The organism is Thermomonas brevis (genome assembly GCF_014395425.1).
GTDB classification, from domain to species: Bacteria; Pseudomonadota; Gammaproteobacteria; order Xanthomonadales; family Xanthomonadaceae; genus Thermomonas; species Thermomonas brevis.
In genome coordinates, this window is the sequence record NZ_CP060711.1 from 347,154 (window position 1) to 359,941 (window position 12,788).

7 protein-coding genes are annotated in these 12,788 nt (G+C 69.5%); all 7 read right to left on the bottom strand.

Features of this window, described 5'->3' with window-relative positions; all coding sequences use genetic code 11:
- Window positions 1-43: 43 nt before the first annotated feature.
- Window positions 44-2,614 (bottom strand): DNA gyrase subunit A, encoded by a 2,571-nt coding sequence (gene gyrA / locus H9L17_RS01580; protein ID WP_187570641.1) that lies wholly within the window; start codon window positions 2,612-2,614, stop codon window positions 44-46.
- Between the two features lie 314 nt (window positions 2,615-2,928).
- On the bottom strand, window positions 2,929-3,990 hold the full coding sequence (gene mtnA / locus H9L17_RS01585) for an S-methyl-5-thioribose-1-phosphate isomerase (protein ID WP_187570642.1): 1,062 nt from the start codon (window positions 3,988-3,990) through the stop codon (window positions 2,929-2,931).
- Between the two features lie 92 nt (window positions 3,991-4,082).
- Window positions 4,083-4,790, bottom strand: a complete 708-nt coding sequence (locus H9L17_RS01590) for a DUF3011 domain-containing protein (protein ID WP_187570643.1) — start codon at window positions 4,788-4,790, stop codon at window positions 4,083-4,085.
- Between the two features lie 132 nt (window positions 4,791-4,922).
- Window positions 4,923-5,894: an EF-P lysine aminoacylase EpmA gene (gene epmA, locus H9L17_RS01595; protein WP_187570644.1), complete on the bottom strand. Its 972-nt coding sequence runs from the start codon at window positions 5,892-5,894 to the stop codon at window positions 4,923-4,925.
- A gap of 196 nt (window positions 5,895-6,090) precedes the next feature.
- Window positions 6,091-8,427 carry an NAD-dependent DNA ligase LigA gene (gene ligA, locus H9L17_RS01600; protein WP_187570645.1) on the bottom strand — a complete coding sequence of 779 codons (2,337 nt, stop codon included), beginning with the start codon at window positions 8,425-8,427 and terminating at the stop codon, window positions 6,091-6,093.
- Between the two features lie 46 nt (window positions 8,428-8,473).
- Window positions 8,474-9,190 (bottom strand): cell division protein ZipA, encoded by a 717-nt coding sequence (gene zipA / locus H9L17_RS01605; RefSeq protein ID WP_187570646.1) that lies wholly within the window; start codon window positions 9,188-9,190, stop codon window positions 8,474-8,476.
- A 22-nt stretch (window positions 9,191-9,212) separates the two neighbouring features.
- Window positions 9,213-12,716, bottom strand: a complete 3,504-nt coding sequence (gene smc, locus H9L17_RS01610; protein ID WP_187570647.1) for a chromosome segregation protein SMC — start codon at window positions 12,714-12,716, stop codon at window positions 9,213-9,215.
- Window positions 12,717-12,788: the final 72 nt, after the last annotated feature.

Sequence of the window (12,788 nt, forward strand, 5' to 3'; positions counted from 1 at the left end):
CCCGAAGCGGCGTGCCGGCAGCAGCCGCCTCGCGTCGCCGCCGTCACTCTGCGGCGGCGGTGTCGCCCGCATCGTCGGCGGCTTCGTCCAGCGAAGCGTCCAGCCGCTCGATGGCCTGCAGCTTCTCGTCCGCCGCCAGCCGCATCAGGGTCACGCCCTGCGTATTGCGGCCGACCTGCGCGATTTCCGCCGCGCGGGTGCGCACCAAGGTGCCGCCGTCGGAGATCAGCAGCACGTCGTGGCGCTCGGTGAGCTGGATCGCGCCGACCAGCGCGCCGTTGCGCTCGTTGGTCTTGAGCGCGATCACGCCCTGCGTGCCGCGGCCCTTCTTCGGGAACTCCTCGACCGGCGTGCGCTTGCCGAAGCCGCGCTCGCTGGCGGTGAGGATGTCGCCCTCGCCATCGACCACGATCAGGCTGCGCACTTCCTCGCCGTCGGCCAGCTTCATGCCGCGCACGCCGGTGGCGGTGCGGCCCATCGGGCGCACGCTGTCGCCGGCGAAGCGCACGGCCTTGCCGTTGCTGGCGAACAGCATGATGTCGCGGGTGCCGTCGGACAGCTCCGCGTTCACCAGCGCATCGCCTTCCGCCAGGTTGATGGCGATCTTGCCTCGCGCCAGCTTGAAGGCGTATTCGGTCAGCGGAGTCTTCTTCACCGTGCCGTTGCGGGTGGCGAAGAACACGTACTTGCCGTCTTCATACTCACGGACAGGCTGCACGGCCTGCACCTTCTCGCCCGCTTCCAGCGGAATCCAGTTGATGATCGGACGGCCGCGCGCGTTCGGGCCGGCCTCCGGCAACTGATAGACCGGCAGCCAGAACACGCGGCCGTGGCTGGTGAAGGTGAGCAGGGTGTCGTGGGTGTTGACCAGCCAGAGCTGGTCGATGAAATCCTCGTCCTTGGTCGCCGCCGCGTTGCGGCCCTTGCCGCCGCGCTTCTGCGCGCGGTAGGCGGTGGCCGGCTGGCGCTTGGCGTAGCCGGCGTGCGAGAGCGTGACCACCACGTCTTCCGGCGCGATCAGGTCGAGGATGTCGAGGTCCTCCTCCGAGGCGCGGATCTCGCTGCGGCGCGGGTCGTTGAACTCGGCCTTGATCTCGCGCAGCTCGTCGCGGATCACGTCCAGCAGCACGTCGGGGTTTTCGAGAATGCGGATCAGCCCGGCGATTTCCTCCAGCAGCTGGCGGTATTCGTCGGTCAGCTTCTCCTGCTCCAGCCCGGTCAGGCGGTGCAGGCGCATTTCCAAGATCTGCTGGGCCTGCGTCTCGGTCAGTTGATAACCGTGTTCGAGCAGGCCCACGCCGGCGGGCAAATCTTCCGGACGCGAGGCTTCCGCGCCGGCGGCGGCCAGCAGGGAGCCCACCAGTCCCGGCTGCCACGCGCGGGCGAGCATGCGCTCCTTCGCCACGCCCGGGTTCTCCGAGGTCTTGATCAGCTCGATCATCTCGTCGATGTTGGCCAGCGCGACGGTCAGGCCTTCGAGGATGTGGGCGCGGCTGCGCGCCTTGCGCAGTTCGAAGATGGTGCGGCGGGTGACGACTTCGCGGCGATGGCGGACGAAGGCTTCGAGGATCTGCTTGAGGTTCAGCAACTGCGGGCGGCCATCGACCAGCGCCACCATGTTGATGCCGAACACCGACTCCATCTGGGTCTGCGAATAGAGGTTGTTCAGCACCACCTCGGCGGATTCGCCGCGCTTGACCTCGATGTAGATGCGCATGCCGTCCTTGTCGGACTCGTCGCGCAGCTCGCTGATGCCTTCGAGCTTCTTTTCCTTGACCAGCTCGGCGATCTTCTCGATCAGCCGCGCCTTGTTCACCTGGTACGGGATCTCGGTGACGATGATCGACTCGCGGCCGTTGTCGGCCACTTCCACCTCGGCCTTGGCGCGCATGCGCACGCGGCCCTTGCCGGTGCGGTAGGCGACGTGGATGCCGCCGACGCCGTTGATGATGCCGGCGGTGGGGAAATCCGGGCCGGGGATGTATTCCATCAGGCCGTCGATGTCGATCTGCGGATCGTCGATCAGCGCCAGCAGCGCATCCACCACTTCGCCGAGGTTGTGCGGCGGGATGTTGGTCGCCATGCCGACCGCGATGCCGGCGGAACCGTTGACCAGCAGGTTCGGGAACCGGGTCGGCATGACCGTGGGTTCCTGTTCCTTCTCGTCGTAGTTGGGCTGGAAGTTGACGGTGTCCTTGTCGATGTCGGCCATCAGCTCGTGGCTGAGGCGGGACATGCGCGCTTCGGTGTAGCGCATCGCCGCGGCGCTGTCGCCATCGACCGAACCGAAGTTGCCCTGCCCATCGACGAGCAGGTAGCGCAGCGAGAACGGCTGCGCCAGACGCACCAGCGTGTCGTACACCGACTGGTCGCCGTGCGGATGGTATTTGCCGATCACGTCGCCGACGATGCGCGCCGACTTGTAGTACGGCTTGTTGCTGTGCGCGCCGAGTTCGTTCATCGCGAACAGCACGCGGCGATGCACCGGCTTCAGGCCATCCCGCACGTCCGGAAGCGCGCGCCCCACGATCACGCTCATGGCGTAATCGAGGTAGCTGCGACGCATCTCGTCTTCCAGTTTGACGGGGATGATTTCCTTGGCGAGATCGGCCATCGTGCGTCCGTTGTGTAGCGTGGTTTCCGGCCCACGGGCGGCCAGCGGAAGCGGGTTCCGCCGGCCTGTTCCACGGGGAGTTCGACAACACGGAATTGTAGCATCCGGGGGCATCGAACGCACCCCCGATACCCGCGCAGAAACAACGATTTACGCGATCCGCAGGCGTTTTCTCCGACGCGGATCGACGCGGATCAGCACCGACAAAGCAAACCTGAAACCTGTCCTCGTCTTTCCGCGCTGATCCGCGTCGAAAATGCCTTCGCAAGCAGGCATGCCGCGCCCTTGTCAGGCGCGCGCAAGGCCCACGGCAATCAACCCCCGAACAGCGCCCGCATGGCGTCCGCATCGGGCCGCAGCACCACGCCCCGCTCGGTGACGATGGCGTCGATCAGCGCATGCGGCGTGACGTCGAAGACCGGGTTCCAGGCGCGCACGCCCTCGGCCACCACGCGCTTGCCGCGGAACGCCAGCAGCTCGGCGGCGTCGCGCTCCTCGATCTCGATCGCATCGCCCGAGGCGGTGCCCATGTCCACGGTCGAGGACGGCGCCACCACCATGAACTTCACGCCGTGATGCTTCGCCGCGATGGCGAGCTGGTAGGTGCCGATCTTGTTGGCGGTATCGCCGTTCGCGCAGATGCGGTCGGCGCCGACGATCACCCATTGCACCTGCCCGGTCTTCATCAGGTGCGAGGCGGCGGCGTCGGCGATCAGGGTCGCGTCGATGCCGTCCTGCCCCAGCTCCCACACGGTCAGGCGCGCGCCCTGGTTCCACGGCCGCGTCTCGGTGGCGAACACGCGCTCGATGCGGTTATCGGCTACGCCGGCGCGGATCACGCCCAGCGCGGTGCCGAAGCCCGCCGTCGCCAGCGAGCCGGTGTTGCAGTGGGTCAGAACGCCGCTGCCGGCGTCGATCAGCGCCGCGCCCGCGCGGCCCATCGCCCGGTTGGCGGCGAGGTCTTCGCTTTCGATGGCGCGCGCCTCGCGCTCCAGCGCCTCGCGCCAGTCCGCACCGGCATTCGCCAGCGCGCCGCGCATGCGCGCCAGCGCCCAGGCCAGGTTCACCGCGGTGGGACGCGCCGCGTTCAGGCGCTGCATCGCCGGCTCCAGCTGGCGCGCGGCCTCGGCGGGATCGCCGGTTTCCAGGCCGTGCCCGGCCAGCACCACGCCCCAGGCGGCGGCGATGCCGATGGCCGGCGCGCCGCGCACGGTCAGCGCGCGGATGGCCTCGGCCACCTCGTCGCTGCTGCGGCAGGCCTCGTGCACCACGGTGAACGGCAGCACGCGCTGGTCCAGCAGTTCCAGCGCGTCGCCGGTCCAGCGGATCGGACGGACGTGGTCGTAGCGGTCGTAGTCGATGGCGTTGTCTTTCATGCGGGCATTATCCGTCATCGCCGCGATCCGTCACCGCAAACGACGCCGGCGCCCTTCGCCGCCGGCGTCTTCACCGCACGACGGGCGCGGCGTCAGTAGGCGCGGAACTCCGCGCGGCAGCCCTGCGACACCCAGATGCCGTTGCGGCCGTAGCCCCAGCTGCGGCCCTGCACGCAGGCCGCGTCCGACAGCTGGCGCACCAGCTGCACGCCGGCGCGGGTGTTGGCGGCGCATTCGCGGGTACGGCCGTCGATGGATTCGCAGCGGAACACCTTGCCGCCGTAGCCGGAGTTGTTCCAGCCGCCGCCGTTGCCGCGACCGACCGCGAATTCGCCGCGGCAGCCCTGCGACACCCAGATGCTGCCGCGATCGGAACCCCAGGTGCGGCCTTCGACGCAGGCTGCGCGCGACACCTGGCGGACCAGCTGCACGCGGCCGCCGCGGCCGTTGATCGGGCAGCGGTTGAGGCGCCCGTCGTTGGAATTGCAGCTCACGATGTCGCCGTTACCGCCGCCGCCCCAGCCGTTGCCCGCCACCCGGAAATCGGCGCGGCAGCCCTGCGACACCCAGACGCCGTTGCGGCCGGAACCCCAGGTGCGACCCTCGACGCAGGGGGCGCGCGAAATCTGCTTCTGCAACATCACGCGTCCGCCGCCGGTGGGGCATTCGCGGGTGCGGCCGTCGTTGGATTCGCAGCGGACGATATCGCCGCCGTAGCCGTTGCCGGCATAGTTCTGCGCGAACGCGGGGGCCGCGGCGGAAGCGGCAAGCACGACGGCGGCGGCAATCAGGGTACGCATGGTCTTGCTCCTCCTTCCTCGGCCCGGCATGGGCGCGATCCTCGGTTCCGACTTTAGGCGCGGCGCATTAACCGCAGGCGAAAATCCCCACCTTCGCCCACTGCCGGATACCGCGCATTCAGTTTTGCGCGATCAGGCGCGGGCGAAGTCGAACGCCAGCACGTCGGCGATCTTCTCCGTGCCCGTCAACGCCATCAACAGGCGATCCACGCCGACCGCGACGCCGGCGCAAGGCGGCATGCCGTGCTCCAGCGCCGCAAGCAGCGCGGCATCCATCGGGATCGCCGGCAGGCCGCGCTGCGCGCGCACCACGGCGTCGCGCTCGAAGCGCGCGCGCTGCTCCGCCGCGTCGCACAGCTCGTGGTAGCCGTTGGCGAGTTCCAGCGGCCCGAGATACAGCTCGAAGCGTTCGGCCACCGGCGGATCGTCGTCGCGGATGCGCGCCAGCGCCGCCTGCGAGGCCGGCCAGTCGTGCACGGCCAGCAGGCGGTCGTGCGCGAACGCCGGTTGCAGGCGATGCGTCATCAGCAGGTCGAGCCAGTCGTCGCGGGTGAGGCCGTCGGGGTCGATTTCCACGTCGCCCAGCGCGTTGCGCAGGATGTCGATGCCGGCGGTGAGCGGGTCGAGCTGGAGTTGCTGCCAGTACAAGTCGCGGAAGGTGGTCACGACCGGCGCGGCATCGCGCCCCACCAGCGCCAGCGCGGCGCGCACCAGTTCCACCGTTTCGTCGAGCAGGCGCAGGTGATCCCAGCCGACGCGGTACCACTCCAGCATCGTGAACTCGGGATTGTGGCGGCCGCCGGCCTCGCCGTCGCGGAACACCCGCCCGAGTTCATAGCAGTCGCCGACGCCCGCCGCCAGCAGGCGCTTGAGCGCGAACTCCGGCGAGGTGCGCAGCCAGCGTGTGCGCGGCGCGCCGTCGGTGCGGCCGGAGAACGCCAAAGAAAACGAAGCGATGTTCGGCTCGGTGTTGCCGGCCAGCGACATCGCCGGGGTTTCCACTTCCAGCACGTCGCGGACGTGGAAGAACTCGCGGACGAGGCGGTTGAAGCGAGCGCGCAGGTGGAGCGCGTCGAATCTGGCGGTCGGTTGCCAATCGGTCATGGCCTGACCCACTCGCTCTGGCAATGCTTTAGCCCGTCATTCCCGCGAAAGCGGGCCGCTTCCGACAGACGAACGTCTGTCCAATCCAGTTCTTGATGTATTACCTGAAAAGCAAAAGCTGGATACGCAGCCACAAGGGCTGCGAAGCGCTGCCCGCCTTCGCGGGAATGACGGGCAAAAGCGGAATCAAGGGCATTCATGCGTGCTGCGCCAGAAATGCCAGCAGCTTCGCTTCGTCCCAGACCTCGATGCCGAGTTCCTCCGCCTTCGCCAGCTTGGAACCCGCCTCGGTGCCCGCCACCACGAAGCTGGTCTTCTTCGACACGCTGCCCGCCGCCTTCGCGCCCAGCGCTTCCAGCTTCTCCTTGGCTTCATCACGTCCCATCGACGCCAGCGTGCCGGTCAGCACCACGGTCTTGCCTTCCAGCGGCCCCGCCGCCTGCGCGCCGCGTTCGGGCAGGCGCGCGCGCAGCTCCGCCTGCGCCTGCGCGGCGCGCAGCAGCAGGCCGGCGTTGGCCTCGATCTCCAGCCATGCGACCAATGCATTGGCGGTGTCGGCCGGCAGGCCGGCGGTGACCAGGTTGTGCACTGGCGCGTCCAGCAGCACCTGCGCGTCGGCGAAGGCGGAGCCGAGCTGGGCGGCGCGCACCGGCGTGATCTTCGGGATCTCCAGATCGACCAGCAGCGTCGCGAGGTCCAGCGCCTCGCCCAGCTTCGGGTTGGGCGCGTGGGCGTCGCCGATGCGCACGCCGCGTTCCAGCAGGCGGTCGATCACCTGCTGGTTGCCCGGCTGGTCGAGGAAGTGGCCGAGCGCGCGCGCCACCTCGCCGCCGATGTCGGGCACGCGCTTGAACAGCGGCCACGGCAGGCGGCGGATCAGGTCGAGGTCGCCGAACCACTGCGCCAGCGCCTTGGCGGTGCTCTCGCCGACGTGCTGGATGCCGAGCGCATAGAGGAAGCGCGCCAGCGTGGTGTCGCGGCTGCGGTCGATGGCCTCGATCAGGTTGTCGGCCCATTTGGTCGCGATCTTGCCGGCCTTCACCGTTTCAGGAACGGTGCCGTCGCGCTCGTCGGCGCGGCGCTTCATTTCCAGCAGATCGTCCAGCGTCAGCCGGTACAGGTCGGACACGTCGCGCAGGTAGCCGAAGTCGGCCAGCGATTCGATGTAGCGCTCGCCGAGACCGTCGATGTCCATCGCGCGGCGCGAGGCGAAATGGAACACCGCCTGCACCAGCTGCGCCGGGCAGCTCAGCTCGCCCGAGCAGCGCCACACCGCCGCGCCCTCCTCGCGCACCACCTCCGCGCCGCAGACCGGGCAGCGGATCGGCATCGCCCACGGCTGCGTGCCGGACGGGCGATGCTCCGGCATCACCTGCACCACTTCCGGGATCACGTCGCCGGCGCGGCGCACGATCACCGTGTCGCCGTTGCGCACGTCCAGCCGGGCGACGTGGTCGGCGTTGTGCAGCGTCGCGCGGGTGACGGTGACGCCGCCCACCTGCACCGGCCGCATCAGCGCCCACGGCGTCACCGCGCCGGTGCGGCCGACGTTGACCTCGATGGATTCCACCACCGTCGGCTGTTCCTGCGCCGGGAACTTGTGCGCGATGGCCCAACGCGGCGCGCGCGAGACGAAGCCCATCTCGCGCTGGCCGGCGACGTCGTCCAGCTTGTAGACCACGCCGTCGATGTCGAACGGCAGGCCGTCGCGCGCCTCGCCGATGCGGCGGTAGTACGCCAGCAGGCCGTCGACGCCGTGCACCACCGTCGCCAGGTCGCTGACCGGGAAGCCCCAGTCGCGCAGGCGCGCCAAGGTGGCCGAATGGGTGTCGGGCAGCGCGCCGCCCTCGACCAGGCCGATGCCGTAGGCGAAGAAGCTCAACGGCCGCTGCGCGGTGACCGCGGAATCGAGCTGGCGCAGCGAACCGGCGGCGCCGTTGCGCGGATTCGCCAGCACCTTGCCGCCGTGCAGGCGCGCGTGCTCGTTCCAGCGCTCGAAATCGGCGCGCGCCATGTAGACCTCGCCGCGCACCTCCAGCACCTTCGGCCAACCCGCGCCTTCGAGCCTGTGCGGAATGACCGCGATCGTGCGCAGGTTGGCGGTCACGTCCTCGCCGGTCGCGCCGTCGCCGCGGGTCGCGCCCTGCACGAACGCGCCGTCCTCGTAGCGCAGGCTGATGGCGAGGCCGTCGAGCTTGGGCTCGGCGGAAAACACCAGGTCGTCGCGATCCAGCCGCTCGCGGATGCGGCGCACGAAATCGCCGACCTCCTCGTCGCTGAAGGCGTTGCCCAGCGACAGCATCGGCACCGCGTGCTCGACCGGCGCGAAGCGGCCGGAAGGCGCCGCACCGACCTTGCGGGTCGGCGATGCGGCATCGGCCAGTTCCGGATGCTCGCGCTCCAGCACTTCGAGCTCCCGCACCAGCGCGTCGTACTGTGCGTCGGTGATGTCCGGATCGTCCAGCTCGTGGTAGCGCCGGTTGGCGTCCTCGATGCGGCGGCGGAGATCGGCGATGCGGGCGGCGTTGTCCATCGCCGTATTTTGCCGCGATCCCGGCAATGCCGGAATCACGCAGGCGTCACCAGCGCGTGGTCTTGCCTAGCGGCGGCGCGGCGTTCTGTCGATCATAGGCGCGCAGTTCGTCGCGGATGTGCTGGATGCGCTGGCGGCCGAGCGCGCTGCGCTCCTCGTCCAGCACCACGCCGTCCAGCAGGTCGGCCATGCGCTGCGCGGCGGGCTCCATCGTCTCCCAGGCGTCCAGCGCCGGCACCGGCGCGGGCAGGGTCAGAAAGAAGGCGATGGCCGGGGTTTCGACTTCGGCGATGCGGGCCATGTCGAAGTTGCCAGGCTTGATGATGTTGGCGACGCTGAAGATCGGGCCGACGTCGGGGCGGCCATCGACCAGGCGATGGAACACGTCCATGTAGCCGAAGGTCAGGCCGGCCTTCTCGGCGGCGACCACGATGTCGGGTCCGTGCAGCTTGCTGCCGGCCTTGGCCGCCACGTACAGCGAGATGATGCGGTCGAACTGGTCGCCGGGGCGCTTGCCGAGTTCGCTCTGCGTCGCGCCGCCGCCCAGCGGCAGTTCCTCCTGCTCGGCCGCGCCTTCGCCCCAGCTGTCGGCCAGTTGTTCGCCCAGCGACGGCTCGGTGCGGCCGCCCGCATCGCGCGCGGTTTCGCGCGGCAGGCGGCGGCCCTGCCCGTCCTTGCGGCTGCGGCCGAAGAAGATGATCGCGCCGAGCAGCAGCGACATCGCCACCGCGATGCCGATCCGGAGCAGGGTCATGTCCGACATTCAATCAGTCTCCTGATGCGGGTTATGCGGCGCCAGCCAGGCGCGCGGCCTCGGCGAGGTCGACGGACACCAGGCGCGACACGCCCGGCTCGCGCATGGTCACGCCCGAGAGCTGCTGCGCGGCTTCCATCGTCGCCTTGTTGTGGGTGACGAACAGGAACTGTACCGCTTCGCTCATCTCGCTGACCATCGCGGTGAAGCGGCCGACGTTGGCCTCGTCCAGCGGCGCGTCCACCTCGTCCAGCAGGCAGAACGGCGCGGGGTTGAGGCGGAAGATCGCGAACACCAGCGCCACCGCGGTCATCGCCTTCTCGCCGCCGGACAGCAGCGAGATGTTGGACACGCGCTTGCCGGGCGGGCGCGCCATGATCGCGACGCCGGTGTCGAGCAGGTCCTCGCCGGTCAGTTCCAGATAGGCGTGGCCGCCGCCGAACAGGCGCGGATACAGTTCCTGCACGCCGGCGTTGACGCGGTCGAAAGTGTCCTTGAAGCGGCCGCGGGTTTCGCGGTCGATCTTGCGGATCGCTTCTTCCAGCGTTTCCAGCGCGGACTTGAGATCGGTGTCCTGCGCGTCCAGGTAGTCCTTGCGCTGCGCGGCCTCGGCGTGTTCGGCGATGGCGGCGAGGTTGACCGGTTCGAGGCGGCGCAGCTTGGCGTCCAGCTCGCCGACTGCGCGCTCCCAAGCGCCGGCATCGGCGTTTTCCGGCAGCGCGTTGAGCACGTCGTCCATCGCGAAGCCGGCCTCGGCCACGCCGGCGGAGAACTGCTCGGCCTTCAGCGCCAGCGCCTGCTGGTCGAGGCGGCGCTGGCCGATGGCTTCGCGCTGTTCCAGCGATTGGGCGTCGCGCTGCTGACGCACCTGTTCGTACTGGCGCAGTTCGGCGTCGATGCCTTCCAGCACCGAGCGCGCCTGCGCCAGCTCGCGATCCACGCGCACGCGCTCTTCCAGCGCGGCCTGGCGCTCGGCTTCCAGCGCCTGCACCGGCGCGTCGCCCTCGGCCATCTGCGAGGCCAGATCGCCCAGCCGCGAATCCAGCTGGCCGCGCTGGCCGCCCATGCGTTCCAGCGCCTGCGCCAAGGCCACCGCCTGCACGCGCTGCGATTCCAGCGTCAGCGCCAGCGCGTGGGCGGCGTCGCGCGCCTCGCGGGCGGCGTTGCGGGCGGCTTCGCGCTTGTCTGTGAGGTAGCGGCGCTCGTTCTCCAGCGTCTGCCGCGCGGACTCCAGGTTGCCCATCCGGCCCAGCGCGTCCTCGATGCGGATGCGCGCCTCGGCGGCCTGCTCCTTGTTCGCTTCCAGCGCCTCGCCCAGCTGCTCCAGCTCGGCGTCGATACGGGCGATGCGGTTGCGCGCGTTCTCCAGCCGGCCCTGCTGGCTCTGCAACTGGCCGGCCAGTTCGGAGACGTTGCGATGGGCCATGTAGAGCTGGCGCTGCGCATCCTCGCGCTGCTGCTCGGCGACCAGATGGGCGTCGCGCAGTTGGGTCAGCGTGGCATCCAGTTCGCGCTCGCGCGCAGCGTGCTGGTCGATCTCGCCGCGCAGCGACTGGATTTCCTTCTCGCGCAGCAATGCACCCTGCTTGGCCGCGCCGGAGCGGGCGATGCGCACCCAGCCATCGCCGAGGCGCTCGCCGCTGCGGGTGATGACGGAATCGCCTTCGCCCAGCGTCGCTTGCAGGGCGCGCGCGTCGGCCAGTGTGTCGGCGGCGTGCAGGCGCGCCAGCAGGCGACGGATGGCGCGCGGGCCTTGCACCTTCGAGGCCAGCGACGTGGCCGCGTAGGTGGTGTCGTCCTTCGCACCGGCCACCAGCGCCAGCCGGCCTTCGCCGAGTTCGCCCAGCGCATCGACCAGCTGTTCCGGCGCATCGACGATGACCGCTTCGATCAACTGCCCCAGCGCGGCTTCCACCGCGTTTTCCCAGCCGGCTTCGACCTGCAACCGTTCGCCCACGCGGGCGGCGTCGTTCAGGCCTTGCGCTTCCAGCCACTGCTTCGCCGCACCCTTTTCCTGCCCCAGCGCGGCGGCTTGCAGGGTTTCCAGCGAGGACAGCCGGCCGCGCGCGGCCTGCGCCTGCTTGCGCAGTTCGGCCAGTTCGGACTGCGCGGCGCGCTGGCGCTCCTGCACGTCACTGCTGGCCTGTTTGCGGGTCTCGACCTCGCCGGTCAGCGTTTCCAGCGACTCCTTCTGCGTCTCGTGCTGGAGCTGCAACTGCTCGAAGGTATCGGCCAACGTGTCGAGGTCGAGGCCGGCGCGTTCGTCGCGCAATTGCTGGCGGCGGCGGTCGGCGTCGAGGATCTGCCGATCCAGATGTTCGATGCGGGTGCGCTCCACGTCGCCGGCGCGCGCGGCTTCGGCCTGCTCGCGGCTGTGCGCGTCCCAGCGCTGCTGCCAGTCGGCCAGCCGGGTTTCGGCTTCGCGCAGGGCATCCTGCCGCAGCAGGTCTTCTTCCTGCAACAGTTCGAGTTTCGGCTCAGCGTCGGCCAGCGCCTCGCGCAGCACGTCGAGCTTCTGTTGGTCGCCGCTGATGTGGCTGCCGAGTTCGGCCAGCGCCGCCTGCGCTTCGTCGCGCGCGCGTTGCAGGCGCACCGAGAGTTCGCGCTGGTGGGCGATCTGCTGTTCGACCCGCGCCAGCGTGCTGCCGACCTGATAGACGGCGGCCTGCGCGGTGTTGAGCGCGTCGCTGGCGACTTCGCGGCGGTCGCGGCCGGTTTCCAGTTCGCTTTCGGCGTGGCGCTGTTCGGCGATCAGCTGTTCCAGGCGGGTTTCCTCGCGCGCCAGCTTCTCGCGCAGCCCTTGCAGGCGGCCGTCCAGCGCGCGGAACTCCAGCGCCTTCCATTCGGCGTCCTTGACCTTCCGCTCGGCCTGGATCGCGGTGTACTGCTCGGCCTGCCGCGCCTGCCGGGCGAGGTGCTGGAGCTGTTTGTCCACTTCCTCGCGCAGGTCGCCGAGGCGGTCGAGGTTCTCGCGGGTGTGACGGATGCGGGTCTCGGTTTCCTTGCGGCGCTCCTTGTACTTGGAGATGCCGGCGGCTTCTTCCAGATAGACGCGCAGTTCTTCGGGCTTGGCCTCGATGACCTGCGAGATCATCCCCTGCTCGATGATCGAGTAGCTGCGCGGGCCGAGGCCGGTGCCGAGGAACAGGTCGGTGATATCGCGGCGGCGGCACTTGCCGCCGTTGAGGTAGTAGGCGCTCTGGCCGTCACGGCTGACCATGCGCTTGACCGAGATTTCGTTGAAGGCCGCGTATTCGCCGGTGATGGTGTGGTCGCTGTTGTCGAACACCAGCTCGACGCTGGCCTGCGACACCGGCTTGCGCGCCGAGCTGCCGGAGAAGATCACGTCGGTCAGCGAATCGCCGCGCAGGCGGCTGGCCGCGCTCTCGCCCATCACCCAGCGGATCGCGTCGATGATGTTGGACTTGCCGCAGCCGTTCGGGCCGACGATGCCGGTCATGTTGGTCGGCAGGTGCAGCGTGGTCGGATCGACGAAGGACTTGAAGCCGGACAGCTTGATCGTGGACAGGCGCATGCGCGTCGGCGAACCCCGGCGGCGCGCAATGGCGCCGCTTGAAAATTGGATTAACTTTATCCCCTAAATTAT

Excerpts from the sequence above, each read along its gene's own strand:
- gyrA (WP_187570641.1), bottom strand. The coding sequence starts at position 2,614 with ATGGCCGATCTCGCCAAGGAAATCATCCCCGTCAAACTGGAAGACGAG.
- mtnA (WP_187570642.1), bottom strand. The coding sequence starts at position 3,990 with ATGAAAGACAACGCCATCGACTACGACCGCTACGACCACGTCCGTCCG.
- epmA (WP_187570644.1), bottom strand. The coding sequence starts at position 5,894 with ATGACCGATTGGCAACCGACCGCCAGATTCGACGCGCTCCACCTGCGC.
- smc (WP_187570647.1), bottom strand. The coding sequence starts at position 12,716 with ATGCGCCTGTCCACGATCAAGCTGTCCGGCTTCAAGTCCTTCGTCGAT.
- H9L17_RS01590 (WP_187570643.1), bottom strand. The coding sequence starts at position 4,790 with ATGCGTACCCTGATTGCCGCCGCCGTCGTGCTTGCCGCTTCCGCCGCG.
- zipA (WP_187570646.1), bottom strand. The coding sequence starts at position 9,190 with ATGTCGGACATGACCCTGCTCCGGATCGGCATCGCGGTGGCGATGTCG.
- ligA (WP_187570645.1), bottom strand. The coding sequence starts at position 8,427 with ATGGACAACGCCGCCCGCATCGCCGATCTCCGCCGCCGCATCGAGGAC.